General features: G+C 38.3%; 23 protein-coding genes and 1 other RNA gene. 13 read left to right on the top strand and 11 right to left on the bottom strand.

Annotation, left to right across the window (positions count from 1 at the left end; all coding sequences use genetic code 11):
* The first annotated feature begins 104 nt into the window (after nt 1-104).
* Nucleotides 105-494, top strand: coding sequence for a bacillithiol system redox-active protein YtxJ (ytxJ, locus tag LB467_RS07055; RefSeq protein ID WP_224473330.1), 390 nt, complete (start codon nt 105-107; stop codon nt 492-494).
* Between the two features lie 93 nt (nt 495-587).
* The gene (locus LB467_RS07050) at nt 588-836 is read left to right on the top strand and encodes a hypothetical protein (protein ID WP_224473329.1); all 249 of its coding nucleotides are present in this window, start codon (nt 588-590) and stop codon (nt 834-836) included.
* 200 nt (nt 837-1036) lie between these two features.
* Here LB467_RS07050 and LB467_RS07045 read toward each other — a convergent pair whose 3' ends face one another.
* From LB467_RS07045 to LB467_RS07030, 4 genes are all read right to left on the bottom strand, one after another.
* On the bottom strand, nt 1037-2503 hold the full coding sequence (locus LB467_RS07045) for a glycosyltransferase family 2 protein (protein ID WP_224473328.1): 1467 nt from the start codon (nt 2501-2503) through the stop codon (nt 1037-1039).
* A gap of 135 nt (nt 2504-2638) precedes the next feature.
* Complete coding sequence (locus tag LB467_RS07040; protein ID WP_224473327.1) at nt 2639-3637, bottom strand: hypothetical protein; 999 nt, start codon at nt 3635-3637, stop codon at nt 2639-2641.
* Nucleotides 3638-3639: 2 nt separating this feature from the next.
* Nucleotides 3640-4860, bottom strand: a complete 1221-nt coding sequence (locus tag LB467_RS07035; RefSeq protein ID WP_224473326.1) for a YaiO family outer membrane beta-barrel protein — start codon at nt 4858-4860, stop codon at nt 3640-3642.
* 5 nt (nt 4861-4865) lie between these two features.
* On the bottom strand, nt 4866-5228 hold the full coding sequence (locus LB467_RS07030; RefSeq protein WP_224473325.1) for a response regulator transcription factor: 363 nt from the start codon (nt 5226-5228) through the stop codon (nt 4866-4868).
* A gap of 576 nt (nt 5229-5804) precedes the next feature.
* On the opposite strand from LB467_RS07030, the gene LB467_RS07025 reads away from it, so the two are divergent.
* Nucleotides 5805-6998: an IS4 family transposase gene (locus tag LB467_RS07025; RefSeq protein WP_224473324.1), complete on the top strand. Its 1194-nt coding sequence runs from the start codon at nt 5805-5807 to the stop codon at nt 6996-6998.
* A gap of 193 nt (nt 6999-7191) precedes the next feature.
* On the opposite strand, the gene fahA is transcribed toward LB467_RS07025, so the two are convergent.
* On the bottom strand, nt 7192-8481 hold the full coding sequence (gene fahA / locus LB467_RS07020; protein WP_224473323.1) for a fumarylacetoacetase: 1290 nt from the start codon (nt 8479-8481) through the stop codon (nt 7192-7194).
* Nucleotides 8482-8590: 109 nt separating this feature from the next.
* Here fahA and LB467_RS07015 point away from each other — a divergent pair, with 109 nt between their 5' ends.
* Nucleotides 8591-9865 (top strand): serine hydroxymethyltransferase, encoded by a 1275-nt coding sequence (locus LB467_RS07015; protein ID WP_224473322.1) that lies wholly within the window; start codon nt 8591-8593, stop codon nt 9863-9865.
* A gap of 221 nt (nt 9866-10086) precedes the next feature.
* Here the strand turns inward: LB467_RS07015 and LB467_RS07010 are convergent, their stop codons facing one another.
* Nucleotides 10087-10491 (bottom strand): acyl-CoA thioesterase, encoded by a 405-nt coding sequence (locus tag LB467_RS07010; RefSeq protein WP_224473321.1) that lies wholly within the window; start codon nt 10489-10491, stop codon nt 10087-10089.
* Complete coding sequence (locus LB467_RS07005) at nt 10491-11558, bottom strand: glutaminyl-peptide cyclotransferase (RefSeq protein WP_224473320.1); 1068 nt, start codon at nt 11556-11558, stop codon at nt 10491-10493. Before LB467_RS07005 ends, LB467_RS07010 begins: the two co-directional genes overlap by 1 nt.
* 87 nt (nt 11559-11645) lie before the next feature.
* Between LB467_RS07005 and ffs the strand changes: the two genes are divergently transcribed.
* From ffs to fsa, 3 genes are all read left to right on the top strand, one after another.
* Nucleotides 11646-11744, top strand: an RNA gene (gene ffs / locus LB467_RS07000) — signal recognition particle sRNA small type.
* 44 nt (nt 11745-11788) lie between these two features.
* On the top strand, nt 11789-12610 hold the full coding sequence (locus LB467_RS06995) for an SDR family oxidoreductase (protein WP_224473319.1): 822 nt from the start codon (nt 11789-11791) through the stop codon (nt 12608-12610).
* 38 nt (nt 12611-12648) lie between these two features.
* Entirely contained in the window at nt 12649-13305 is a 657-nt protein-coding gene (gene fsa, locus LB467_RS06990) for a fructose-6-phosphate aldolase (RefSeq protein WP_224473318.1), read from the top strand.
* Nucleotides 13306-13458: 153 nt separating this feature from the next.
* Here the strand turns inward: fsa and LB467_RS06985 are convergent, their stop codons facing one another.
* The gene (locus tag LB467_RS06985) at nt 13459-14877 is read right to left on the bottom strand and encodes a TlpA family protein disulfide reductase (protein ID WP_224473317.1); all 1419 of its coding nucleotides are present in this window, start codon (nt 14875-14877) and stop codon (nt 13459-13461) included.
* 177 nt (nt 14878-15054) lie between these two features.
* Between LB467_RS06985 and LB467_RS06980 the strand changes: the two genes are divergently transcribed.
* Nucleotides 15055-16686: an ABC-F family ATP-binding cassette domain-containing protein gene (locus LB467_RS06980; RefSeq protein ID WP_224473316.1), complete on the top strand. Its 1632-nt coding sequence runs from the start codon at nt 15055-15057 to the stop codon at nt 16684-16686.
* Nucleotides 16687-16866: 180 nt separating this feature from the next.
* Here LB467_RS06980 and LB467_RS06975 read toward each other — a convergent pair whose 3' ends face one another.
* A complete protein-coding gene (locus LB467_RS06975; protein ID WP_224473315.1) occupies nt 16867-19224 on the bottom strand; it encodes a TonB-dependent receptor domain-containing protein in 2358 nt (785 codons plus the stop codon).
* Nucleotides 19225-19627: 403 nt separating this feature from the next.
* Here LB467_RS06975 and LB467_RS06970 point away from each other — a divergent pair, with 403 nt between their 5' ends.
* Complete coding sequence (locus LB467_RS06970) at nt 19628-19990, top strand: CoA-binding protein (protein ID WP_224473314.1); 363 nt, start codon at nt 19628-19630, stop codon at nt 19988-19990.
* On the opposite strand, the gene LB467_RS06965 is transcribed toward LB467_RS06970, so the two are convergent.
* The gene (locus LB467_RS06965; protein ID WP_224473313.1) at nt 19961-21406 is read right to left on the bottom strand and encodes a sodium:solute symporter; all 1446 of its coding nucleotides are present in this window, start codon (nt 21404-21406) and stop codon (nt 19961-19963) included. The genes LB467_RS06970 and LB467_RS06965 overlap by 30 nt on opposite strands.
* A gap of 185 nt (nt 21407-21591) precedes the next feature.
* Here LB467_RS06965 and recR point away from each other — a divergent pair, with 185 nt between their 5' ends.
* Together recR and LB467_RS06955 are read left to right on the top strand one after the other, a co-directional pair.
* Nucleotides 21592-22209 (top strand): recombination mediator RecR, encoded by a 618-nt coding sequence (gene recR, locus LB467_RS06960; RefSeq protein ID WP_224473312.1) that lies wholly within the window; start codon nt 21592-21594, stop codon nt 22207-22209.
* Between the two features lie 326 nt (nt 22210-22535).
* Nucleotides 22536-23876 (top strand): dihydrolipoamide acetyltransferase family protein, encoded by a 1341-nt coding sequence (locus LB467_RS06955; protein ID WP_224473311.1) that lies wholly within the window; start codon nt 22536-22538, stop codon nt 23874-23876.
* A 578-nt stretch (nt 23877-24454) separates the two neighbouring features.
* Here the strand turns inward: LB467_RS06955 and LB467_RS06950 are convergent.
* Complete coding sequence (locus LB467_RS06950; RefSeq protein WP_224473310.1) at nt 24455-24874, bottom strand: BLUF domain-containing protein; 420 nt, start codon at nt 24872-24874, stop codon at nt 24455-24457.
* A 133-nt stretch (nt 24875-25007) separates the two neighbouring features.
* On the opposite strand from LB467_RS06950, the gene LB467_RS06945 reads away from it, so the two are divergent.
* On the top strand, nt 25008-25784 hold the full coding sequence (locus LB467_RS06945) for a 3'-5' exonuclease (protein WP_224473309.1): 777 nt from the start codon (nt 25008-25010) through the stop codon (nt 25782-25784).
* A gap of 21 nt (nt 25785-25805) precedes the next feature.
* Nucleotides 25806-26420, top strand: a complete 615-nt coding sequence (locus tag LB467_RS06940) for a fumarylacetoacetate hydrolase family protein (protein WP_224473308.1) — start codon at nt 25806-25808, stop codon at nt 26418-26420.
* The last annotated feature ends 2 nt before the right edge of the window (nt 26421-26422 follow it).

Below are 26422 nucleotides of genomic sequence, written 5' to 3'. Positions count from 1 at the left end.
TTAACGCCAAATTGACATTTAAGTTAAATTTTATGAAATTAATTTTGAAATGAAGCCCAGATTAAATTTATTACATTTTAATTTTACACGAAAGAAAATCAACAATGGGATTACTAAATAAAATATTTAAAGGTGATGGCGAAGAGACGAAAGAAAAGTCAAAATTTCCATGGACAGATTTTACCGATAAAGATCAGATTACAATAGCGAAAGAGGAATCTAAAGATAAACTTATTGGGATTTTTAAGCATTCTACACGATGTGGAATTAGCCGAATGGTGCTTAAGAATTTTGAAAAGCAATATGAAGAAAATGAGAATACTAAATTGTATTTTCTCGATCTGGTAAAACACCGGGAAGTTTCTAATGCCGTGGCCGATGAGTTAAGCGTAAGACACGAAAGTCCGCAATTTATTGTTTTAAGCGATGAAAAAGTAGTGCATTCTTCTTCCCACCAGGATATAGATGCGGCGAAATTGAAAGAGCTTAATTAAGCAGATAAATTCCTGTTAAAATTGCTGACAGTTAAGTTTTGATGCAATTGCCTTTGTATCTTTTAGGTACTTTAACCAATAAAATATAATGCGATGACTAAGAAGGAGGATATAAAGAAAATGGAGGAGAACTGGGAGTCTTTAAACCAGGAGGATAAGGATAGAGAGGAGCAGGAATTCCGTGATCGTAAGCAAAAGGAAGGCGAAAAAGATAAGTTAAAGAATAAGAAAGATAAAAAAAAGACTTCAAAAAACGATAAGGCCAGTACCCGGGAGGAGCGGGAATTTATGGATCAGTCGCAGAAGGAAAAAGCTCAACCGAAGAAAAAGAAAGGAGAATAAAATTTTTCATTCACCGAAAAGTGGTCACTTGGAAGTTAAATATTAAGCCGTCTCATTTAACAAAATGAGACGGTTTTTTGAGTAGTATTCCACCTTTCCAGCTTCTAATAAAGGTCCATAAATTAAGACAGAAGATGAAGAGGGTGGTATTTCATATAAGATCTTTTTGGTGGTTGGTTGAAAATCCCTTGATACCAGGATTAAGATTCAGTTACTGGTTGGCTTCGTGCAGGTTTTGATTTGAATCCGCTTCTTTTCATTTCACCCCAGCCATTTTTCCCCGATAATTTCTCCCAATTACCCAGCATTGCTGCATAAACTGTAACCGGGTGAAAGTAAAATGGTTCTACAAATGCAGCCATAAGAAGTCTCTTAAAATCGCGAATTTTTGAATACTGGCTGTAGGTATATTCTTCGGTCAAAAGTGCCAGGCATGAGATCATTACTGCAAAGACATATACCATAAGAGAAACCAGTAAAAAAAACTTCCAACTTATAAAACCATAGGCTATCAGGTAAATAGTAACCAATATTCCTATTATTTCCAGTAGGGGGGCGAGATACTCAAAAAATGTCCAGTATGGTATACTTAATAGTCCCAGAACCTTGTATTTAGGATTAAAAAACATCTTTTTATGTGCCCAGAGGGTTTCCATGGTTCCTCTGGTCCACCGGCTCCTTTGTTTTTTAAAGACAGCGAAGTTTTCTGGTGCTTCTGTCCAGCAAATCGGATCCGGAATATAGAAAACACTGTATTTAAGATTATTTTCTATCATATACCTGCGCATTCTTACAACCAGTTCCATATCTTCTCCTACAGTAGCAGGGTTATAGCCTCCTGCTTTAATAGCGATCTCTTTATCAAACATACCAAAGGCGCCGCTTATGAGAAGCAGTCCATCCAGTTTGCTCCAGGCCATTCGTCCCAGCAGGAAGGCTCTCAGATATTCCAATACCTGGATACGTGGCAGGTATTTTTGTGGAGCTTTTATTTTAACCAGTCGACCACCATCAGCAATACAGGAGTTCGCTATCCTTACTACACCACCGGTGGCGATCACCCTGCTATCTGATAATTCAAGGTATGGTTTCGCCAGTTTCAGCAAAGCATCCTTTTCCAGGATACAATCCACATCTATACACACCACAAATGGGTTTTTAGAATAATTTATTCCCACATTCAGGGCATCGGCCTTCCCTCCATTTTCTTTATCAATTACGGTTAATTTGCTAAAGGCTTTATTTTGTGACTTATAAACCTGGTTGATTTTTTTTGTGGGAATTTGTTCGGTTACTTCAGAATCTACCGGTACAAGACCATAGGCATCAATGAGTAATTGCAGCGTGTTATCACGGCTCCCATCATTTACTACGATAACTTCAAAATTATTATAGTTTAGGGAAAGTAAAGACTGCACATTTTCTTCAATGGTAAGACCTTCATTATATGCCGGGGCAATAAGTGAGAGCCTGGGTGCCATTTCCGAGTTTAAGATCACCTGGTAGTTTACGAAACTGTTTTCTTTAAGATATCTTCTAAGAGAAAAGATTGAAATAGTACCCAAAATTACATACGAAGACATTATAGTCAGTGCAAAGAGCAACATGAATACGTTGTAACTGTTCAGGAGTTCAAGTAGGGCTGTATCAATAGTAAACCAGAACATAGTTCAATTTAAGGGGCTACTTATCAGAATAACATTAGAATGCTTGCTACCTGATTGTAGAAATTATAGTGCCAATGTAATATAAAATAATTGAAAATTACCGTTTATCGTGAAAAATATACGTTTGGTCGGTAATTAATTCGAAGAGGAATAGAAAAATATCCATAGAACAAAAGCAATGGTTAATACTATTAATCCACTAAGTAGAACAATAAGCAAAACCTTTCTGCTATAGGAATTTTTCTGTTGTGGTCTATTTTGCTCATTGGGAATTTGCAGGAGTGTATTTTTGCTTTCTACAGAGTCTCCTATTGCAGTAGCTGAAAGTTGATGGTAAGCGATCCCGGCCTGGGTATTTATTTTGCGGGAAGGAGAGTTCTGAAGAGACTGCACCGTCTTTATGTGATGACTTTGATGAAAGAGGGTAACAAGCCTTAACCCAAAAACCACTATAGTATCATTAGTAGATTTAAGAAGATAATCAAAATCCGGCACTTCGCTTATATTAGCTTCTTTAATAGATTCCAGCAGGTTTAATTGAATCCAGTCGTTGAGAGGTTCTGTATAATCTTCCAGTAGAGATAGGCCTTTTAATCCGCTAAGATGGATGACCTCTATAAGAGCTACCATTTTAAGGGTATCATTTCTGGATCTGGTATATTCCAGGATAACAGGAACGGCTTTTTTTATTTCCATTTCCCCCAGCTCCTGTATTCCGGCACATTTAACTTCCCATCTTCTGCTTCGTATTTTTGAGTAAGAGAGTTGTATTAATCTGAAATCTGTATAGCATTGCCGTAATTTATGCGCAATTTCACCGCCATAGAGCCTGTGTAGTTTAATAAGCTCTTTGAGGAATTGCCTCTTGTAAAGCTTTCTTCTCCAGTTTCTTTTAAATAGAGGGTCATCATTAAAATCCTTCGGGGTGGCACCATCAAAAGCAATGGCAAAAAGGGTTTCATTGATGTGTGCGGTATTTTTTTTCCTGTATATTTCCTTTCGAATTTTTTTTAATCTGCTCGTTATAATTAAACCTATGAACAGGATAATTGAGAGGGAGAATAGAAGAATACAGGCAATAAGAAACATTTCTATATCCTGGAGGTCAACGAAATATTTCCAAAGACTTTTCATTACTAAAATCTGAAAAAGGTGATTATCTGGCTGTTAAACCTGTTTCTGTATAGGGAGGGAAAATACTCTTCGTACTCGTACATAATCACCGGCTGGATAAGTATATTTTCTGTAATCCTAAAATGATATTGCATTCCAACCCGCAGGGAGGTCACTTCAGTAAAAGCGCTGGAGGTGACAAAGGCATAGGGAATGGAGCCGTACTGAAGGTCAAACTGAATAAAACTTTCTTTGACCGGGTTGTTGATCCTTAAGGCCAGGGAGTGAGATGTAAGCCAGTTGCTTTCTGTGTGGCTGAGGTAAGGCTTATAAGTGAAGCGCAGATTATGTTTGGTAGAGTAGGTAATTCCTCCTGTTAATAACAGCACTTGTGTCTCCTGAAAATCCAGATATTTACCGCCTAATGAAATTTCAAAATTTTTATTTAAGGACTGGAAATACTCCAGTCCTCCCCTAAATTTTGGAAAAATAGGCGTGTTTATTGCCGCCCCGACATTAAGGTACAAGTAGCTTTTTGAACCTGTTTTAGGATAAGCATCTACTTCAAAAAGACTTCCTTCCAGTCCAAAAAGGTTTCCATAATTTAAGCGGGCAAGTACGGGAACATTTCCAAGATTTCGTTTGTATTCCAGATGAGCCAGATGCCAGGGCTTAAAACCGGGATTACTAAAAGAGGTGTTTAAATAGGAAAGGGAAATATGTTCTTTGTTTTTCTGAAAAATCCGGGTTTGCAATGCCTGGGCTTTCTTATTTTCAGGTTTATTTAGCATCACATCCTTCAAGATTTCTTTTGCCTCCTTATCGCGATCCAGCGCCTCCAGAGCTATGGCCTTTTGAATTTGAAAATGCGACTTTTTATATTTGGCAAGGGCCACATTGGAATATCTTATCACCTCCTCAAAATTTCCCGCCCATAATTGAGTCGTCACCATCACTTTAATGGCCTCTTCCGAGAAATCTTCAACTTCGATAAGGGGAGTAAGGATTTCTATAGCTGCAGGATAATCGTTTTTCCAGCCATACACCCTGGCCAGGTATATAGTGTAATCTTTATTAGTGGGGAGCGAATCCTGTAAGATCTCCAGGATCTCTATTGCCTGGTCGTACTTCTCGGCATTAGCCAATTCTCTGGCCTTTTCAAAGGTTCTGTCGGCAGGGATCACCTGTGCTTTAGCTGAAACAATTACACCCACGAACAGGCATAACGTAAGGAATAGTTTCATATGCCTTAAGATATGGGAACAAGTCGTTGTATTCTGGTATTGAGGACGGACGGACTAAAGGGTTTGGAAATAAACTCACTGGCACCAATGGCAAAGGCATCCAGCTCTGTTTGCTCCACTCCGGAGGCGGTGAGTACTATAATCGGCGTTTCCAGTTTAAGGTCATTCCTAATTATATGAATTAATTCCATACCCCCAATTTTTGGCATATTGAGATCTGTGATGATCAAATTATAAGCTTCAGTTTTTAGAAACTGAAGGGCTGCTTCTCCGTCTTTGGCGTGGACGATCTCGTAATTTTTTGCTTTTAAGAAGTAGGTGAGGGATTGCGTAGTTAGGGCATCATCCTCTGCTAGTAAAATTCTCATGATGTAGGGGTCATTTGTTATTTGTTAAACGTTTAAAACTCAGGTAGAAACTATCGGTTCGCAATGTACAAATTCACAACTTAAAATTAGAATAATAATATATTATGCCGGAAAAAATTATTCATTTAAAGATTATTTAGCTGTAGCCTAAATTATAATTTTTTTTAGGGAATACAATAGCTTCTTTTTTAGCACTAGTTTTAAAAACAATAAGAAGGCTTCAGGCTACTGATATTTATGTTCAAGGTGATTTTCCTGAACAGGCGCTGAACTCTGAATAAAAAAAGCTTACAGAACATGTTTAAGGGCTTTTCAAACTTCAGGATTAAAAGTCATTGGGCTTCTAAACTTAGTCTCAATGATAAGTTTATTTAGATTTATACCGGGTTTTGGAGATAAGAGTAAAGAGAGTTCGATTTTGGATGTTAGATAAGGAAAAGTTTAAATAGAAAAGAGAGAATATTAAGGTTTTTCTATTCTTTTTCAGTAGTGTCCGATAAACATTTTTAAAAGCGGGATTCCTAAAAAGGATTTCCCGCTTATTTTATATCTTGTTTTTACCACAAAACCAGATATATGAACAAAAGTAATAACTTTAGCGGACAGCCCATTATTAAGCAACTATTAAAATTGCTTTCCCCATCAATAATTACCCGGACAGTATCTGATCATAACAGTGACAGGTATTATAAGCGTTTTAAAACATACGATCATTTGGTAACGATGCTCTACGCCACTTTGAGCGGTGTTAGCTCTCTGCGGGAATTATCCACGATATTATTGGCCTGCGAGGGACGAATAGGACATCTAAACCTCAAACATTTTCCAAAACGCAGCACCTTGTCCGATGCTAATAAGAATCGTAGTAGCGAAGTCTTTGCAAGTATCTACTATGCCTTGTTTAAAACATATCGTTCATTTTTATCGGACAGCAGTCCGCTGTCTTTACCCGTAAAGCACTTAAAGATCGTGGATTCCACTACCATAAGCTTATTCAGTGATATTTTAAAAGGAGTTGGTCGTAACCCCATCGATGGAAAGAAGAAGGGCGGTATCAAAATGCATACAATGATTAACGCATTGGAGGACGTCCCCTGTCTTGTCCGTTTTAGCAGTGCCGCAACCCACGACCATACCTTTTTAAAGGAACTGAATCTGGAAAAAGGTTCTTTTGTTGTCTTTGATAAAGCATACAATGACTATCTACAATATCTTCAATGGACCGAGAATGACATCTATTTTGTCACCAGGCAAAAAGATAATGCTATCTACAAGAGTATAGCGGAATTTGATCTGTCCGATACCGCAAGTGATGCCGTGTTGAAGGATGAACGGATCAGGGTCCATAAAAAAGAAACAACCATCGAGCTAAGACGCATTGCTTATTGGGACAGTGAAAAAGAAAAAGTGTTTGAGTTCATTACCAATCATTTCGAATTAGAGCCAGACAAAATAGCTTCCATCTACAAGCACAGGTGGCAGATAGAGACCATGTTCAAAAGGCTCAAACAGAATTTTCCGCTAAAGTATTTTCTTGGAGACAATCAAAATGCCATTGAGATCCAGATCTGGTGCGGGCTCATCATACAGCTGTTTATGCTTGTGATACAACGAAAAACAAAAAGAAAATGGGCATATTCCAATATGGTGTCGATGATACGATTTCATCTGATGACTTATATCGACCTTTTCAAGTTTCTTGAAGATCCAAACAAAAAATGGAAGGACCTGACCACAAAACCACCAGATAAACAATTAACCCTGTTTTGAAGTAAACACCCCCTTGCTATTGAGTTTAAAAGAAAAACAAGGTTTTTATTAGAGCAAAATGTTACTTTTATCAAAAATCGTATTTTAACCGGACACTAATGATTCTTTTTTAAATTTAAAAACCTCACAGATTTTGGACCTGTGAGGTTTTTTTGTGATAATATCTAAAGCTCTTTTCAGAGAAAAAAGTAAACTATTTCTTCTTAGGTTCGAAAACCGGTAACAACTGGCTACTTACTTCACCAAAACCTATTCTTCGGCCTTCACTTTGGCAATAACCACGCATAATTACGGTATCGTGATCTTCAATAAACTTACGTTCGCTGCCGTCCTTAAGTTTAATTGGTTTTTCACCTTTCCAGGATAGTTCCAACATAGAACCGTAACTATCTGGCGTTTTGCCGGAGATTGTTCCCGAAGCCATCATATCACCAGAATTCACCGGGCAACCATTAACGGTATGATGCGCTAACTGCTGACTCATATTCCAGTACATATGCTTGAAATTAGTCTTTGCCAGCGGGGTTTCTTCTGAATTTTCAGGTTTCAATGAAACTTCAAGATTAATATCAAAGCTTTTCTTCCCTGTACTTCTTAAGTACGGAAATAATTCTATTTCAGGTTTTGGACCTTCAGTTCTAAACGGCTCCAATGCATCTAAAGTAACAATCCATGGTGAAATAGAAGAAGCGAAGTTCTTAGCAAGAAATGGACCTAAAGGCACATATTCCCAGACTTGAATATCTCTGGCACTCCAGTCATTGAACAATACCATTCCGAAGATATAATCTTCGGCTTCATCTATAGGAATTGGTTCTCCTAACGGATTTGCATCTGTGGTAATAAATGCCATTTCAACTTCAAAATCTACTCTTTTGGAAGGGCCAAAAACAGGGGTGTCTGAATCTTTGGGTTTTGTTTGTCCCTGTGGCCGGTGAACCGGGATTCCACTTGGGATTATAGAAGAACTTCTTCCATGGTAACCAACAGGAATATGCAGCCAGTTTGGTAAAAGCGCGTTTTCAGGATCGCGGAACATGGTACCTACATTAGTAGCGTGTTCTTTACTTGAATAAAAATCGGTATAATCGCCAACCTGAACCGGCATTTGCATTTCAATCTCATCCAGCGTAAAAAGTACGCGGGTTCTATGCTCTTCATTATCCCTTAATTTGGCATTATTGGCGTCGAAAATATCAGCGATTCGGTTACGAACCAAACGCCAGGTTTTTTTTCCGTCAGAAATAAAATCGTTTAGGGTGTCCTGTAAAAATATATCGTCGGTTAACGGAATTCCTTCAAAATAGCCCAGTTGATGCAAAGCGCCAAGGTCTATAGCGAAGTCTCCTATACGGGAGCCTATGGTAATTACATCATCCCGGGTTAGGAATACCCCAAAAGGAATATTCTGAATAGGGAAATCGGTACTTTCCGAGGTTTCCAGCCAGGTTTTTCTATTTGGGTCGTTAGCTGTAATGGGCATATAATTTTTGTTTTTATTAAGAAATCTAATGAATCCAAATATATTATTTTCCTGTTATTAACCGAATGTATTTCTTACTTTTGATGAATATTTAACGTAAACTTTTGAAATGCAACGAGACACCGAAATTTTTAATTTAATTGCGGAAGAAAAAGAACGCCAACTTAACGGACTTGAGTTAATTGCAAGTGAGAACTTTGTGAGTGAGCAGGTTCTGGAAGCTGCCGGCTCTGTCCTTACCAATAAATATGCTGAAGGCTATCCGGGAAAGCGCTATTATGGCGGTTGTGAAGTGGTAGATAAAGTAGAGCAACTGGCCATAGACCGTTTAAAGGAACTATTCAATGCCGAATATGCCAATGTTCAGCCGCACTCGGGTTCACAGGCCAACACCGCGGTATTTCATACCTGCCTGAATCCCGGAGATAAATTTTTAGGATTCGATCTTTCACACGGGGGCCATTTAACCCACGGTTCTCCTGTAAATTTCTCAGGAAAACTCTACGATCCAGTATTTTATGGGGTAGTTAAGGAAACCGGACTTATAGATTACGATCAGGTTGCTGAAATTGCCGAAAAAGAAAAACCTAAAATGATTATTGCAGGAGCTTCTGCATATTCAAGGGAAATAGATTATAAAAGGTTTAGAGAGATAGCCGATAGTGTAGGAGCGATTTTGTTAGCTGATATTGCGCATCCTGCCGGCCTTATTGCCAAAGGATTAATTAGCGATCCAATGCCGCATTGCCATATCGTTACTTCTACAACGCACAAAACCCTTCGCGGACCTCGTGGTGGAATTATAATGATGGGTAAAGATTTTGATAATCCTTTTGGTCAAAAGCTAAAAAACGGAAAACCCAAAAAAATGTCTACGTTGCTTAACAGCGGAATTTTCCCTGGAAACCAAGGTGGGCCTTTAGAGCATATTATCGCTGCTAAAGCAGTTGCCTTTGGAGAAGCTTTAAGCGATGAGTTTTTGCATTACACCGTACAGGTGAAAAAGAATGCCGCTAAACTTGCTGAAGCTTTTGTTGAAAAGGGATATGAAGTTATTTCCGGAGGAACCGATAATCATATGATGCTTATCGATCTTAGAAATAAAAATGTAAGCGGAAAAGATGCCGAAGAAGCCTTAAGTAAAGCTCAAATTACCGTGAATAAGAATATGGTGCCTTTTGATGATAAATCACCTTTTGTGACTTCAGGAATTAGAATTGGCACCGCAGCAGTTACCACTCGCGGACTTATAGAAGCAGATATGCCAAAAATTGTGGACTTTGTTGAGCGTGTGATTAACAATATAGATAATGATAGCGAACTCGAAGCTGTAAAGCAGGAAGTAAAAGCTATGATGAAAGGAAAACCGCTTTTTAAAGTGTAATTTCTTTTTATTAGAATAAATTTTAAAAGCTTATTTGGAAAAGTTTTTTTCGTGTTAGATCTCCGAATAAATTTCGGAGCAAGCTCTGAAACAAGTTCAGGATGACTGAAAATAACAAACTTTCAAATAAGCTTTTTTTATGCTGAAAATTAAAATATTGAAATGTCTCGTCGAACGCCGGCCCGATTAGGTACTGGCGGGCAGTCGAGAAGTACTGTAGATTAATGCTGAAAAACCTTCTTTAATTCTTCAGAGATCTTGGTAGGTCTTTTCTTTTCCTGATCCATAAGCGCCCAGGTGGTTTTTGCTTCTAACAAGACTTTTCCGGTTTCAGCATTTTTTATAATGACGTGGCGAACAGATTTTACGTGAGTGGTTTCACCTACATAGGTTTGCAATAAGATCTTATCACCTAAAAATGCCTGCTGCTTATAACTGATTTCGTGTTTTACGACTATCCAGAAAAATTTTTCGTTTTGTTCCTTTGTAGCCCTGGCCTCCCAGTGCGCTTTGGCAACATCCTGAACCCATTGCACATACTGCACATTGTTCACGTGATTTTGCTCGTCTAAGTGCCTTTCTTCGACTAAAAAGCTTTGCTCAAATATTTCTGGGGTTTCAGCCATTATTTTTCGATTATTTCTACCTCAAAGATCTTATCCCAGTTTTTTCCGGTTACGTAGAGTTTTTTGGTATCTTGGTTATAAGCGATTCCGTTTAAAACATGGTTTTGCGTATCAAGATCCGGTAGGTTTGTTAAGCGTTCCCGCAATCCTCTAAAATCTATAACCCCTTCAATGGCGCCATTAACGGGGTTAATTATTGCAATACTTGGCCTTTGGTAGGTATTCGCATAGATCTTACCTTCAACCCATTCCAGCTCATTAAATTTTTCTTTTATTGAGCTGTTTGTCGTCATCTGAATGAAATCTTTTTCAGCCAGAGTTTCTGCATCAAGAATCCAGATTTTTTCGGTGCCGTCACTTTTATAAAGTTTTTCACCATCATTACATAATCCCCAACCTTCTTTACTTTGGTTATAGCTAAAGGTACCGGTTTGTTCAAAAGTATCCAGATTATAGATCAATCCTTCTTTTTCGCGCCAGGTTAGCAGGTAAAGCTTATTATCTAGTATGGTGAGTCCTTCGCCAAAATATGTGTCTTCCAGGTTAATCTTATTTAGCACTTCTCCCGTTTCAAGATTTAGTTTTCTTAGGGAAGAATTTCCGTATTGCCCGGTGCTTTCGTATAAAGTATCCTGGTGAAATTCCAGGCCCTGGGTGTAAGCTTCGCCATCGTGCGGATATTCTTTAATTACCTTATAGGTATAAGCTTTTGGTGCCTGGTTATTGTAAATTTTAAGGTTATCGCTAATGGTATCGGTTTCTCCTTCAGAAAAAACAATGGCTTCCAGCTTTTGGCGTCCTAATTTTGTATTTTCTAAAGCAACCGAAAATGAAGTTTCAGCTTTTAAAGTTTGAAGATATTTTTGCTGAAAATAAAGTTGAATAGAATCTATTTGACGGTTTTTCAAATTCTCTATGGAACCTTCAATCGTTTCCCCAAGCTTAAATTCGGTCTTGTTTTCTACTGTTTTCAGCTTAAAATAAGAAGTTTTTTTATCGGAATTACTTCCGCAGGAAAAAAATAAAAATCCTAATATTAACAGAGACAGGAACTTAAATTTATTCATTGATCTTTTAAATTAAATACCTTGCTAAAATACTTAATTCACTTCAAAAAATACTTGCGCAAAGTAGGAAAGATTGTATATTTGTAGCGGCAAGTCCCACACAACCAGCTCCTGCTGAATCCCCCAGGGCGGGAACGCAGCAAGGGTAGGCGGTCGTAGCGGTGTGATGTGGGGAGCTTGCCATTTTTTGTTTCTAAAAGGTTCTAAATTTTATCGCATCTTTGCAGCCTATGAAAACAAATACTTCTCCTCAAAAAGTAGTGCTTATTACCGGAGCTTCTTCTGGAATTGGAAAATCTATAGGCGAATATCTTTCAAAACAGAATTTTAAGGTTTACGGCACCAGCCGGAATCCCTCAAAAATATCCCACTCTCCTTTTGCAATGGTTGCATTAGACGTGACCAAAAAAGGAACTATTGCTGCTGCAATAGCCCAAATAATTGCTGAAGAAGGTAAAATTGATGTGCTTATCAATAACGCGGGAGTTGGAATTACCGGGCCAATCGAGGAGACTCCGGATGAAGAAATTGCAAAAGCTTTTGAAACCAATTATTTTGGACCTATAAAAGTAATAAAAGCGGTTTTGCCTAATATGAGAAAACGAAACAGCGGACTGATCATAAACATAACATCTATTGCCGGTTATATGGGCTTGCCCTACCGTGGAATTTATTCAGCTTCCAAAGGAGCCTTAGAACTTACTACTGAAGCCTTCAGAATGGAATTGAAAGATTTTAATATCAAAATGACCAATGTAGCTCCTGGCGATTTTGCTACTAATATTGCAGCCGGCCGTTATCACGCTCCTGTACTGGAAGATTCACCTTATAAAGAACCCTACGGAAATACCTTAAAATTGATGAATGAAGACGTTGATGCCGGGAAAGATCCTTTGCTGATGGCTAAGGTCGTGCATAAGATTATTCGGGAAAAAGATCCTCGGGGGCATTATAAAGTAGGGGAGGCGCTACAGAAATTCTCAGTCGGTTTAAAACGAATTTTACCCGATAAAGTCTATGAAAAAATGCTCCTAAAGCATTATAAATTATAAATTTGCGAATAATACATATTAACAAACAACTATAGATTATGAAATTTTTTATTGATACCGCTAATCTTGATCAAATAAGGGAAGCCCAGCAACTTGGGGTTTTAGATGGCGTAACTACTAATCCGTCTTTAATGGCGAAAGAAGGAATTACCGGAAAAGACAATATTTACAAACATTACAAGGAAATTTGCGAAATTGTAGATGGTGATGTAAGTGCTGAGGTAATCGCAACCGATTTTGACGGGATCGTAAGAGAAGGTGAGGAGCTGGCAGAATTGCACGATCAAATTATTGTAAAAGTTCCTATGATTAAGGAAGGAATTAAAGCGATTAAATATTTTAGCGATAACGGAATTAAAACCAACTGTACCTTAGTGTTTTCAGCAGGGCAGGCTTTATTGGCTGCTAAAGCCGGAGCTACTTATGTGTCTCCTTTTATAGGTCGTTTAGATGATATTTCTACCGATGGTTTAAATCTTATTGAAGATATAAGGTTGATTTACGATAACTACGGTTTTGAAACTGAAATCCTTGCAGCATCTATACGTCACACCATGCACGTATTGGAATGCGCTAAACTAGGTGCCGATGTAATGACCGGGCCACTTTCTTCTATTGAAGGTTTACTTAAACACCCACTTACCGATATTGGTCTGGAGAAATTCCTTGCCGATTATAAGAAAGGGAATCAGTAAGATTTTTGCTGAATAAAATTTGCAGAAAGGCTATTTGAGGAGTTTTTTTAGATTTATCGTCATCCTGAATTTATTTCAGGATCTAATATCTAACAAGTTAGAAGCTGAAATAAATTCAGCTTGACGAAAATAAGATCTCTTTAAATAGCCTTTTTAATTATTCAGGAACTCCAGAATTTGTCTTTCAAAATTAGGAGTATTTAGCTGGGCCTCCCCGTTGAATATATTTCCATTGGTGTCCAGGAATATGAGTTTATTGAGGTAGTTCTTAAGCAAATTCATATTGATGTTTGGAGAGTTTAGTTTGTATTCCCTATCAGTATCCATGGCATAAATTTCTACAGTTTTTTTCCAGGATTGTTTAGAATCTTCATCAATATTTATCCCTACAAATTCCAGTTCTGGATATTTCTGTCTTAAGTTGGAAATAACGGAATGTTGCCATTTAAAATGTTCGGGGGCTTCCGTAGACCAGTGGTAGGTCACAATAGGTTTATTTGAAATATCCTTTAGAGAAACTATGTCGTCTTTTAAATTTAACAGGGCCAAATCGCCAATATTATTTCCGGGAAGCAAGCTTTTTTGAATACCGGCCATTTGTTTTAGATCGGGAAGGTTTTTTCCGTTAAAATCAATTTCTTGCAGGATACCGAGAATACTATCAATTTTTTTAGCATTACTGGAGAATACCAGGCCCTGAATTGCCAGGCGATTTATAAAAATATTTTTAATTTCATCCTTTTCAATTAAAGAATCGGCAAGGTTAATTCTATACTTAATATTAGCTACCGAATGAAGTTCAAAACAATCAGAATTTGTATCAAATTCTTCAAGGCACCTTTCAATAGAACGGGTTCTTAGGTAATCTTCAATAAAATTGAGATATCCATAGTATTCCTTAAGTTGAGTGTTATTAAAATTCAGGTCTTTTCGATAGCTATGAAAATCGTCGGGGATTTGCTGCGCAAGTTCACTATAGTATTTTTTCACCAAAAAAGTATAACGTTCCCGCAGGTGATAAAAATCGTAATCTATGCTGTTATTTGCTAATTCTAAGAAAGATTTAGAAAACTTTTTCTTTTCGTTTAAGGTTCTGAGTTTATCTTTCCTGGTTTTTTTTATAGAATCGGTTATTCTGGTAAACTGGATAGGATTGATTTTATAATAAGAAAGCATCATATTATTGTTCCTTTCATTATTGAGGAACATATTTAGTAAAAAACTACTTTTTGCCGCACCCCTACCACTGAAATTAAGCGATTCGTCAAACTGCATGGTGTTTAGCCAAACCAAAACACTATCCCCCGGTTCCAGGTACATAATCTGATTTTCGGGTGGATGTTTAAAACTGTAAATACCGGATTCTAAATTTTCAAACTTCTTCCCAAACTGGTTGTTTTGGTCTAAAAATAGGGTGTCAATGGTTTTGTTGTCTTTAGAAAGTATAAAATAGGGGTTGTAGGGGTTCATAATTTGACCGCCAACAAAAGTTCCTTTCTGGTCTTTTTTAGAGTCGGCACAACCGGTAAAAAGAATAACTCCGATAAGAGAAAAAAGTAAATATTGTTTCATGCAGATCTTTAAGAACTAAGGGCTTGTAGTGCTGTTAAATCCAGCCACAAGGACAAATATAGCCCGAGCCAAATATCCCAAATGTTAATCGGGAGTTAAAAGAATAATAAAAACGTTAATCTTTAGATAAGTCTTGAAGATTGGCTATTTTTGCAAAAATTTACAAATTCTATTTTTATGCTTTCAGTATCAAATCTTTCGGTTCAATTTGGCAAGCGTGTTTTGTTTGATGAAGTGAACACCACTTTTACCCAGGGCAACTGCTATGGAATTATTGGAGCCAATGGCGCCGGAAAATCCACATTCTTAAATATCCTCTCCGGAAAATCTGAGCCAACTTCTGGTCACGTAAGTCTGGAGCCGGGAAAAAGAATGTCTGTACTGGAGCAAAATCACAACCTTTATGACGATACTCCTGTTCTGGATACCGTAATCCTGGGGAACCAACCTTTGGCGAAGATCAAAAAGGAAATGGATGAAATTTACGCTAAAGAAGATTTTAGCGATGCCGATGGGGAAAGGGTAGGAGTTTTACAGGTGGAATTTGAAGAAATGAACGGCTGGAATGCCGAAAGTGATGCCGCTTCTTTACTTTCCAACTTAGGGATTAAAGAACAATATCACGCTACCTTAATGAAAGATCTTGATGGTACGCAAAAAGTAAGGGTGCTTTTGGCCCAGGCGCTTTTTGGAAATCCAGATGTGCTCATTATGGATGAGCCTACCAACGATTTGGATTATGAAACCATCTCCTGGCTGGAACATTTTCTTGCAAATTACGATAATACGGTGATTGTGGTTTCTCACGACCGTCACTTCCTGGACGCCGTTTGTACGCATATTTCTGATATTGATTTCGGAAAAATAAACCATTATAGTGGGAACTATACCTTCTGGTACGAGTCTTCCCAACTTGCGGCAAGGCAGCGTGCACAGCAGAATAAAAAATCTGAAGAAAAGAAGAAGGAGTTACAGGAGTTTATTCAGCGTTTTAGCGCGAACGTGGCCAAGTCCAAACAGGCTACTTCCCGTAAAAAAATGATCGATAAACTTAATATTGAAGATATAAAACCTTCCAGCAGAAGATATCCGGCAATTATTTTTGAGCGCGAGCGAGAAGCCGGGGACCAGATTTTGAATATAGAAAAACTGGAAGCTTCTATCGAAGGAGATACCTTATTTAAAAATGTGAATATCAACCTTTCAAAAGGAGATAAAGTTGTGGTTTATTCCCGGGATTCCAGAGCTACCACCGCTTTTTATGAAATTATAAACGGAAATCAGCAGCCAGTTGCAGGAAAGTATTCCTGGGGGGTTACCACTTCGCAGTCTTACCTTCCGTTAGATAACTCCGATTTTTTTGACAACGACCTTACTTTGGTAGACTGGCTTAGACAATGGGCTAAAACAGAAGAAGAAAGAGAGGAAGTTTATATTCGTGGATTCCTTGGGAAAATGTTATTCAGTGGCGAAGAAGCCTTAAAAACGTCCAGGGTACTTTCTGGAGGTGAAAAAGTGCGTTGTATGTTAAGCCGAATGATGATGATGAGAGCTAACGTAGTAATGCTGGATGAACCTACTAACCACCTGGATCTGGAATCTATTACCGCTTTCAATAATTCGCTGAAGAATTTTAAAGGAACAGTAATGTTTACCACCCACGATCACGAATTTGCACAAACTGTTGCAAACCGTGTGATCGAATTAACACCTGGTGGTGCCATAGATCGTTACGCCACTTTCGATGAATATATGAGCGACAAAAAGATCAAAGAACACCGTGATAAAATGTATGCGGTAGAGGCATAGGTTCTAACCTGATTTTAAAAAATTAGAGGCTATCTAAAAGCTTTTATTCGTCATCCTGAACTTGGTTCAGGATCTAAGATGTTAATAATTAAAACATGTTAGAAGCTGAAATAAATTCAGCTTGACGCAGATATTACTTTTAGATAGCCTCTGCTGGCTAATCAAACTAAACTAGGTTTCCTAAAACATTCCGCCGCCTTCGGCCTCGTTGTCGTCTCTCTGTTTTCTCTTAAGAGCTTTGTTTTTTCCGCCGCCAAATCTATATGAAAATCCCAGGTAAACATTTTGGGTTTCGCCTTTAAACCTTCCTTCTTGCGGTAAAGGCCTGCCATTTGTAAAACTGAACTCTTGCGTATCAAAGACATCATTGAAATTAATGCTAAGCGTGGCTTTGTCATCAAGAAAAGTATAGCGGCCGCCTAGATTCATAAAATACATCGGATCCATATCCATTTGAAGGTTTTTAGCCTTGCTTCTGTAAAATCCGAATAACTGGAAAGTCAGCTTATCGGTTGCTTTAAAACTGTGGTTGGTCCTGAAAGTCCAGGCGGTGTTATCGGTTTCTAAGTATTCGGTTCCTACCACGCCTTTTAATTCCTGGCTGTATAATTCGAAGTTTGTATTGGTACTCCACCAGTCGGTGAATTTATAATTGGTACCTAGCTCCAGCCCATAAGCGTTATTATCTTCAAAATTGTCGAATTGCAGTAAAAGCGAACCTTCTTCATTGGGGTCTTCTATAAAAACCTGACTGATCTCATCGTTGATATTTCTAAAGAAAACTCCCGCGGTTAAACTTCCTTTTTTATTGAATTTTCGGGTATAATTAAATTCCAGGGAATTGGTGAATTGCGGTTCTAACTCAGGATTTCCTGAAACTGTTAATCTTGGTGTGCTTACTTCTCTAATTGGACTAACCTGTCCAAAACCGGGACGATCTACCCTACGGCTATAACTAAGCTGATAAGAATTTGTTTCACTTGGAGTAAAATTCAGAAATCCGCTGGGATAAATATTAAAGTAATCGTCGGTAAAAACATTTTCGCCATTATAGATCGCATCTACACTAAATTGCTCCAGTCTCGCCCCAAGCTGATAAGACCATTTTTCAAAATTCTGTCCGTAAGTGGTGTAAAATGAATAAATATCTCTTTTATACTGGTAGGTAGCAGCGTTCAAAAATTCGCTGGTAGTTGTGTAAACATTATCGGTGTCTAAAAGCCTTGCTTCGGCACCAATTTCCAGTTTACCGTTTTCAGAAAGTGGATTTTCATAATCCACATTGGCGATAACATTCTCCCGGGTTTCTTTAACGTGATCATGATAATCTTCAAATCCATTGGTGTTTCCCTCAAATTCAAAAACAGAATTCTCATCTTCATCAAAGGTGTTGTAATCTACTTCAAATAAAATTTTATGACCTTCTTTTTCGAATTTCCTGTCGTAAGCAAAATTATAAGTGCTATTAATATTATCGTAATTAAGATCCAGATTTTGCGCAAGATTTAGTTCAGGATTAGAGGGATAATTAATTCTTAATGCTCCCAACGGCCCGCCGTTGTAGTGATTCTGATTGGTATAAAATGAAAAGGTGTTTTTGTCATTCAGGTAAAAATCTACACCAACTTTGTATAAATAAGACTCTCTTCTATTTGAAATGTCGAAAGCTTGTCGGTAATTATTTTCAGTAAAATTAATTCTTCCAAGGTTTTCACGATCACCAAACTGAGCGCCAAAATTTCCGTAGAAATTGAATTTTCCCTTTCGGTAATTCATATCCAGCGAGCCGTTATACCTTGTATTTTCTCCAATGGTTACGCCGGTATTTAAGTTTCCGTTGAAACCATCATTGGCATTTTTATGAAGTATAATATTGATAATCCCGCTCATTCCTTCGGGATTATATTTTGCTGAAGGATTCGTGATCAACTCAATGGTTTTAATAGAGGTTGAGGGAATTTGTTTCAGCAATTGCGCAGGATCCATATTGGTTGGTTTTCCGTCTATAAGGATGCGTACGTTAGAATTTCCGCGAAGCGCAATATTTCCGTCCTGGTCTACGTTTACCGAAGGCACGTTGTTCATTATTTCTGAAGCGCTGGCACCGGTAGTGGTAAGGTCTTTTCCCACGTTTATCACCTTTCGGTCTATTCGCTGCTCTATGGTGGTGCGTTCTGCAACCACGGTAACCCCGTCTAGCATCGCCACCTCGGGCTCTAATTCAATAGCACCAAAATTGTGGGTGTTGTTGTTTTTCGTGATTTCAATTTGTTTAGAAAAGGTTTTGTACCCCATAAACTGAACCTGGAAAATATAAGTTCCGTTCGGAATTTTTTCAATATTGAAAGTCCCGTCTATCGCAGAGGTATTTCCCGAAATAAGGTTTCCTTCCATATCGCTAATGCTTATGGTGGCATAGGGGATAGGTTCTTCCAGATCGCCATCCATGACTGAACCTGAAATACTACCCAAAGGTTCGTTGGCCAGTGCAGTAAAGCTCCCGATAAATAGTGCTAAAATTAAAAATAACTGTTTCATTTTTTGATTGATTTTGATGATTAGTATGTTTAAAATAAATCCTTGTATTGCATAATACCTGATTGTTTCTTTTGGCAAATTCATAGTTTAGATGAATAGAACTTACCGGTTTTGATTGATGAATGACCCCGAAAATGTTATACCTTATACTTTGTTATGCATAATAGGCAAACGTACTTTTCCAAAATTTTGATCTTTCCTCTACTGTAAAGACGATTATAAAAATGAATTGTTACAGTATTTTAAAAAGAATTTTTTAAAAAAGCCCGCATTCTAGAAATACGGGCCGCCATAAATTACGGGTTTACTAACCATCACATCTATATTCCCGCAACTATAGCTATCCTAAAGACTAAGCAGAAGTATTTTTGTTACACTTGAGTTGAAAGCCTAAATTTGTGATATGGAGAAAAAAACTTTAGTTCTGGGAGCTTCCCTAAACCGTTCACGTTATTCCAATATTGCTATGGAGCGCCTTGTGAAGTATAATCAGTCTACCGTAGCGATCGGTCTAAGAAAAGGTGAAGTAGCGGGAGTAAAAATAGAAACCGAAAAAGTGCCTTTTCAGGACATAGATACGGTTACCTTGTACCTCGGCCCGCCCCGGCAGGAAGAATATTACGATTATATTGTTGCCTTAAATCCTGTTCGGGTGATTTTTAATCCGGGAACAGAAAACCCTGAATTCTATCAGATTTTACGGGATAATGATATAGAGGTAGTAACTGCCTGTACGTTAGTGATGCTTGGTACGAATCAATATTAATCCAAGCAGGGTTAAAAATCCGTTTAGGATTAAAATAAAAAAACCAAATTCAAAGCCAAACCAAACCAGGCTGTTTATGCTAATTATATAAGATAAAATTGGTGCCAGGATCGCGACTATGGGCACGAGCTTATCTTTCACCTTAATACTGGTAAATAAGCCTAGCGTGTAAAGTCCCAGCAGCGGCCCGTAAGTATAACCGGCAAATTCAAAGAGTTTATTGATCACACTTTTATCGGCTATCGCATATTTAAAAATCAGCATCACCGCGATAAATAAGATAGAAATAACAATATGTATTTGTTTTCTAATCCTCATTTGCCTGGCTTCTTCATATCGCTTTTCAATATTCAGGATATCAATGCTAAAAGATGTGGTAAGGGCGGTTAAAGTACCGTCGGCGCTGGAATAAGCTGCGGCAATTAGCCCCAGGATAAAAAGAATAGCCACGCCAATTCCTAATTCACCACCGGTTGCGATAGCAGGGAAAAGTTCATCTTTAATGGCGTCAATTCCGCTTAGATCGGCGTATTGGGTAAGTAAAACCCCGAGGATAAGAAACATCATATTTACCACGGTAAGCACGATGGTAAACGAAAACATATTCTTCTGGGCATCCTTCAGATTACGGCAGGTTAGATTCTTCTGCATCATATCCTGGTCCAGACCCGTCATTACAATAGCGATAAAGGCTCCGCTTACAAACTGCTTTATAAAATGATCGCTGCTTTTCCAGTCTTCAAAAAAGAAGATTTTGGTTAACCCGCTTTCCGAAAGGTGATTGATCATTCCCCCGGCCGTAATTCCCAGTTCATCTGAAACCACAATCAAAGTAACCCCAAGCGATAACAACATAAAAAAAGTTTGCAGGGTATCTGTCCAGACCACGGTTTTAATTCCGCTTCTAAAAGTGTATAACCAGATAAGAAAAATGGTCGCAGAAACAGTAGCATAATAGGGAACGCCTAATTCATCAAAAAGGATAAGTTGTAAAACATTTGCTACCAAAAACAGCCTGAAACTCGAGCCGACTATCCTTGAAAGTAAAAAAAATGAAGCCCCTGTTTTATAGGAATATTTTCCGAAGCGGGATTCCAGGTAAGAATAGATTGAAGTAAGATTTAACCTATAATAGAGCGGTAGTAAGATGAGCCCGATTACCGCATAGCCCACCGTGTATCCCAACACTACCTGGAAATAGCTGAAGCTATCTGTAGCTACTGTTCCCGGTAAGGAAATAAAAGTAACCCCGCTAAGCGAAGCGCCAATCATTCCAAAAGCTACTATATACCAGGGAGATTCCCGGTTGGCGCGAAAAAATTCGGCATTACTGCCAGCCCGGCTGGAAAAGAAAGAAACTAAAAATAAAAGTCCGAAATAAGCGGCGATTAAAATTAAAATCTGATAGGGCTGCATAGCGAGAATTTTCTAAAGTGGCGAATTTACAAATTAAGCTTAAACTTTAACCTGCTTCCTCAAAATGAACGATCAATAATCTTGCGGCAAGCCCAAGCTGTATGAAAAGGAAAATTATTTTTTCAATCAGTACAAGCTAGAGCATTTAAATCTCGATTATCGAGTAAAAATCATAAATTCGCGTTATGGATTTTTCTTCAAAACTATTGGAACAGGCCGTAGATGAAATGTCTCAGCTTCCCGGCATTGGCAAACGTACCGCGTTAAGGCTGGTCTTGCATATGCTTAAGCAGCCTGAATCTCAAACCAAACAGCTGACAGATGCGCTTACCAAACTTAGAACCGAGATAAAACTGTGTAAGAATTGCTACAATATTAGCGACACCGATCTTTGTGCTATTTGCGCCAACCCTTCCCGGAACGCAGAAATTGTTTGCGTGGTAGAGGATATTCGCGATGTAATGGCCATTGAAAATACCGATCAATATCGTGGACACTACCATGTTCTAGGTGGGAAAATTAGCCCCATGGATGGCATTGGTCCTTCTCAGCTTAGTATTAAACCATTAATTGATAAAGTGCAGGCAGGAAAAGTGGAGGAGATCATTTTTGCTTTAAGCAGCACCCTGGAAGGCGACACCACCAATTTCTATATTTACCGGCAGTTGGAAGGTAGAGGTATTAAAACTTCAACCATCGCCCGGGGAATTTCAGTGGGGGATGAGCTGGAGTATGCCGATGAAGTTACTTTAGGAAGAAGTATAACTAACAGGGTTCCGTTTGAAAGTTCTACTAAAAGTTAATGAAAATTCCTACAAGGTTTAGGAAACCTTGTAGGTCTTTGGTCTTTTTTCATATCTACGAGGTTTCAAAAACCTCGCAGGAGCACCGAACTCTGTATGTTTTGTGAGTATGCGAACCCTGGCAAACTTCCGCTAAATCAATAATATTTCTACTCAAAAATTTAGTTTCAGCTTTTGAAATTGTAATTTTACCCGAAAGCGAATTCCTTTTCTGAAACAGAAAATTTACAATGAAAATTGATTTTATTGATTTTTTAATACTATTGAAGTTGAATTTTCATTAAATTCGCAAGCATAAACCTTAAAATAAGCTTTCAATTATAGATATGGCAAAGTTTGAACTTAAGCTACCAAAAATGGGCGAAAGCGTCGCCGAAGCAACTATTACCAACTGGTTAAAGGAAGTTGGAGACACTATTGAAGCCGATGAACCGGTTCTTGAAATCGCTACCGATAAAGTAGATAGCGAGGTTCCCAGCGAAGTAGAGGGGAAATTGATAGAGAAACTCTTTGAAGCCGATGATGTAGTGCAGGTAGGCCAAACCATTGCTATTATTGAAACCGATGGCGAAATCCCTTCCGGTGCCGGTGATGATGAATTAGACCTTGATTTGGATGACAGTGAAGAGGAAGATGAATATGCCGAAGAGGTAGCTGAAAGTGTTGAGACCGCAAAAGAAACTGCAGGAAGCAAAGATTTCTCTGAAACTTCCAGGTTTTATTCTCCGCTGGTAAAAAATATCGCCAAAGAAGAAGGCATCAGTCTTGATGAATTGGAATCTGTAGAAGGGACCGGTAAAGATGATCGTGTAACCAAAGACGATATTCTGGCCTATGTTGAAAACCGCGAAAAAGGTACTTCAGCAAAACAGGCACCAAAAACTGCAACGGCAGCTTCAGCAAATACCGGTAAAATGGCAGAAGCCAAAGCAAAATCTGAAACGGTAGTACCATCCGGTGAAGATGAGATTATCGAGATGAGCCGAATGGGTAAAATGATTGCCCATCATATGGTTGATAGTGCGCAGACTTCTGCTCACGTACAATCGTTTATCGAGGTAGATGTCACCAACATCTGGAACTGGAGAAACAAGCATAAAAACGATTTTCAGAAAAAAGAGGGCGAAAAACTTACGTTTACTCCAATTTTTATGGAAGCCGTAGCTAAAGCGATTCGTGACTTCCCATTGATCAATATTTCGCTAGATGGCGATAAAATTATCAAGAAGAAAAATATAAACCTTGGGATGGCCGCCGCGCTTCCCGATGGAAACCTTATAGTACCGGTAATTAGAAATGCCGATCAGCTTAACCTGGTAGGACTTGCTAAAAAAGTAAATGATCTTGCTAACCGTGCACGCCAGAACAAATTAAAGCCAGACGATATTCAGGGTGGTACTTACACCGTGACCAATGTTGGAACTTTCGGTAGTATTATGGGAACACCAATAATCAATCAGCCGCAAGTTGCTATTCTAGCTCTTGGAGCCATTAGAAAAGTACCCGCCGTTATAGAAACACCAGATGGTGATTTTATAGGAATTCGTTACAAAATGTTCTTATCGCACAGTTACGACCACAGAGTGGTAAATGGTGCGCTGGGAGGCCAGTTTGTACAACGGGTAGCCCAGTATCTGGAAGGTTTTGATAAAGACCGGGAGATATAAGTACGAAAATATAGAGGTTGGCTGAAAAGTTTTAAGACCGTCATCCTGAATTTATTTCAGAGCTTGCTCCGAAATTTATTCGGAGATCTAAGATGTTGATAATTCAAATATATTAGAAGCTGAAACAAGCCCTCCTGAACGGACGGGCAGGTTACCATTGACGTATTTTTAAAATCCTGTTATTCAGGCTTGTTTTTATAATTCAAAATGAAACTTAACTGGTATGGAAGTTTCTTTTTTTCATTTTTTGCGTGTATTCCTCTCACTCCGTTCGTCGGATACAAGTAAAACGAAACAAAAAAGGGCGTCCTATGTGGAGGTGTTTTTTTGGCCACAGGGCCAAAAAATCGCAAATCAGCAGCTAAATTTTTTCCAGGGCCCTTCGACTCCACTCAGGACAAGCTTTCAAAAATTATTAACGCTGCTGATTTTCTACACTCACACACGGAGTTTAAAACTCGCTTTGCTCGAAAACGTCATTTTCCTCCGCTAGGTATTTTTTTTTATCACGGGTCTCAGCTTGACGAAAAACAAGACTTTTCTGCCAAGCCTTTTTCCTTAATATCGCAATCCAAATCTCAAAGATTTTTTACATAATTACTCAACAGGCTTAAGGCGGGGTGATCTTCGAGTTTGTTCTCAGCGTCAAAAAGTTTTTCTGTTTCCAGGTTTTTATAGCCAAGAATACCAGAAGCTTCGTCATTTTGTAATTTTTTAAACGCCATAGACCAGTCAGAGAAGGCGCGTTCGTCACTAAAGCCGGAGTCCAGCTCGGTTACACTATGGTGGCGTTTATCTTTGGCTATTTTATTGTATAACCAATCAATATTTTCCTCTTTTCCTTCAAGATACTGAATAAAACTTCCGTGGAAATAGATTAGCATTCCCGTTACTTCAATCGCGCTATTATTATTTCGTGATTTGGTAAGTAATTCTTTCAGATCCTTATCGGTTAATACGTGGCTTTGCCTGCTTACATAAGCAAGATATTTAAACATCCTGGTAATTTTTTGATATATTCAAAGATAGAAAATGTTATTAGGTTTTGTTTAATAGAGGTGAAAATGCAAGTTCTAAAAAAAGCAAAGCCCATAAATTATAGTATATTTACCGCTAAAATCAAGCTCCTTTATGGAATTAAACCTAACCAAACCCATTTGTTTTTTCGACCTCGAAACCACGGGAACAAATGTGGCCAAAGACCGTATTGTTGAAATCGCCATCCTTAAAGTTTTTCCTAACGGAAACAAGGAAAGCAAAACCTGGCTGGTAAATCCCGAAATGCCCATTCCTAAAGAAGTAGTGGCTATTCACGGAATTTCAGATGAAAAAGTGGCCAACGAGCCGACATTCAAAGAACTGGCACCGCAGGTTTACGATATGATAAAAGGCTGTGATCTTGGTGGCTATAATTCCAATCGCTTTGATATTCCTTTGCTGGTAGAAGAACTTTTACGTGCCGGGGTAGATTTTGAGATGAAAAACGTAGTGGCCGTAGATGTGCAAACCATTTTTCATAAAAAAGAGCAAAGAACTTTAGCGGCAGCTTACCAGTTTTACTGCGGAAAAGATCTTATAGATGCACATAGTGCCGAAGCCGATACCACAGCGACTTACGAAGTCTTAAAATCGCAGTTAGATCGGTATGAAGATTTGGAGAACGATATGAAATACCTGGCCGATTATTCAGCCAGGAATAAGTTTGCAGATTTCGCAGGCTTTATCGCCTATGATAAAAAGGGAAACGAGGTTTTTGCCTTCGGAAAATATAGAGGTAAAAATGTAGAAAAGGTACTGGAAGACGAACCTGGTTATTTTGGTTGGATCCAAAACGCCGATTTTCCGCTTTATACCAAAAAGGTTCTTACCGCAATAAAATTGAGAAAACTAAACACCAAATTGAAATAATATTTACCAGGCTTACTACTTATGAAGATAATTTGCATTGGCAGAAACTACACCGATCATATTTCAGAATTGCAAAATGAGAAACCCGAAGATCCGGTGATTTTCCTAAAGCCGGATACTTCCATTTTACTCAAAAAACAGCCTTTCTTTATTCCCGATTTTTCTGAAGAGGTGCATTATGAGGTTGAGGTTCTGATAAAGATCAAAAAAGTGGGGAAACACATTCAGGAGAAATTTGCGCATAAATATTATGATGAAATTGGTCTTGGAATAGATTTCACCGCAAGAGACCTTCAGCAAAAATTAAAGGATAAAGGTTTGCCCTGGGAAAAGGCAAAAGCTTTTGACGGAGCCGCGGTAATTGGAGAAAAATGGTTAGCTAAAGATTCGGTAGACGATATAAATATGCTTAACTTTAGTTTGAAGAAAAACGGGGAAACCGTTCAAAAAAGCAATACTGAGTTGATGCTGTGGAAGATAGATGAATTAATAGCCTATGTTTCACAGTTTTTTACTTTAAAAATAGGTGATGTAATCTTTACGGGAACGCCGGCCGGCGTGGGTAAAGTAGCGGCCGAAGATAAATTAACCGGATTTATAGAAGACAAACAAATCTTTTCAATTCAAATAAAATAGCA

The sequence above is a fragment of the Salegentibacter tibetensis genome (genome assembly GCF_020164485.1).
Lineage (GTDB): Bacteria > Bacteroidota > Bacteroidia > Flavobacteriales > Flavobacteriaceae > Salegentibacter > Salegentibacter tibetensis.
This window is presented reverse-complemented; position numbering and strand designations above follow the sequence as displayed.

Coding starts and splice junctions, on each gene's coding strand:
- LB467_RS07035 (WP_224473326.1), bottom strand. CDS start 4,860: ATGAAACTATTCCTTACGTTATGCCTGTTCGTGGGTGTAATTGTTTCA.
- ytxJ (WP_224473330.1), top strand. CDS start 105: ATGGGATTACTAAATAAAATATTTAAAGGTGATGGCGAAGAGACGAAA.
- LB467_RS06970 (WP_224473314.1), top strand. CDS start 19,628: ATGGAGAAAAAAACTTTAGTTCTGGGAGCTTCCCTAAACCGTTCACGT.
- LB467_RS07045 (WP_224473328.1), bottom strand. CDS start 2,503: ATGTTCTGGTTTACTATTGATACAGCCCTACTTGAACTCCTGAACAGT.
- LB467_RS07010 (WP_224473321.1), bottom strand. CDS start 10,491: ATGGCTGAAACCCCAGAAATATTTGAGCAAAGCTTTTTAGTCGAAGAA.
- LB467_RS06955 (WP_224473311.1), top strand. CDS start 22,536: ATGGCAAAGTTTGAACTTAAGCTACCAAAAATGGGCGAAAGCGTCGCC.
- LB467_RS07025 (WP_224473324.1), top strand. CDS start 5,805: ATGAACAAAAGTAATAACTTTAGCGGACAGCCCATTATTAAGCAACTA.
- LB467_RS06995 (WP_224473319.1), top strand. CDS start 11,789: ATGAAAACAAATACTTCTCCTCAAAAAGTAGTGCTTATTACCGGAGCT.
- fsa (WP_224473318.1), top strand. CDS start 12,649: ATGAAATTTTTTATTGATACCGCTAATCTTGATCAAATAAGGGAAGCC.
- LB467_RS06940 (WP_224473308.1), top strand. CDS start 25,806: ATGAAGATAATTTGCATTGGCAGAAACTACACCGATCATATTTCAGAA.
- LB467_RS06965 (WP_224473313.1), bottom strand. CDS start 21,406: ATGCAGCCCTATCAGATTTTAATTTTAATCGCCGCTTATTTCGGACTT.
- LB467_RS07030 (WP_224473325.1), bottom strand. CDS start 5,228: ATGAGAATTTTACTAGCAGAGGATGATGCCCTAACTACGCAATCCCTC.
- fahA (WP_224473323.1), bottom strand. CDS start 8,481: ATGCCCATTACAGCTAACGACCCAAATAGAAAAACCTGGCTGGAAACC.
- recR (WP_224473312.1), top strand. CDS start 21,592: ATGGATTTTTCTTCAAAACTATTGGAACAGGCCGTAGATGAAATGTCT.
- LB467_RS07005 (WP_224473320.1), bottom strand. CDS start 11,558: ATGAATAAATTTAAGTTCCTGTCTCTGTTAATATTAGGATTTTTATTT.
- LB467_RS07050 (WP_224473329.1), top strand. CDS start 588: ATGACTAAGAAGGAGGATATAAAGAAAATGGAGGAGAACTGGGAGTCT.
- LB467_RS06950 (WP_224473310.1), bottom strand. CDS start 24,874: ATGTTTAAATATCTTGCTTATGTAAGCAGGCAAAGCCACGTATTAACC.
- LB467_RS06985 (WP_224473317.1), bottom strand. CDS start 14,877: ATGAAACAATATTTACTTTTTTCTCTTATCGGAGTTATTCTTTTTACC.
- LB467_RS06945 (WP_224473309.1), top strand. CDS start 25,008: ATGGAATTAAACCTAACCAAACCCATTTGTTTTTTCGACCTCGAAACC.
- LB467_RS06980 (WP_224473316.1), top strand. CDS start 15,055: ATGCTTTCAGTATCAAATCTTTCGGTTCAATTTGGCAAGCGTGTTTTG.
- LB467_RS07040 (WP_224473327.1), bottom strand. CDS start 3,637: ATGAAAAGTCTTTGGAAATATTTCGTTGACCTCCAGGATATAGAAATG.
- LB467_RS07015 (WP_224473322.1), top strand. CDS start 8,591: ATGCAACGAGACACCGAAATTTTTAATTTAATTGCGGAAGAAAAAGAA.
- LB467_RS06975 (WP_224473315.1), bottom strand. CDS start 19,224: ATGAAACAGTTATTTTTAATTTTAGCACTATTTATCGGGAGCTTTACT.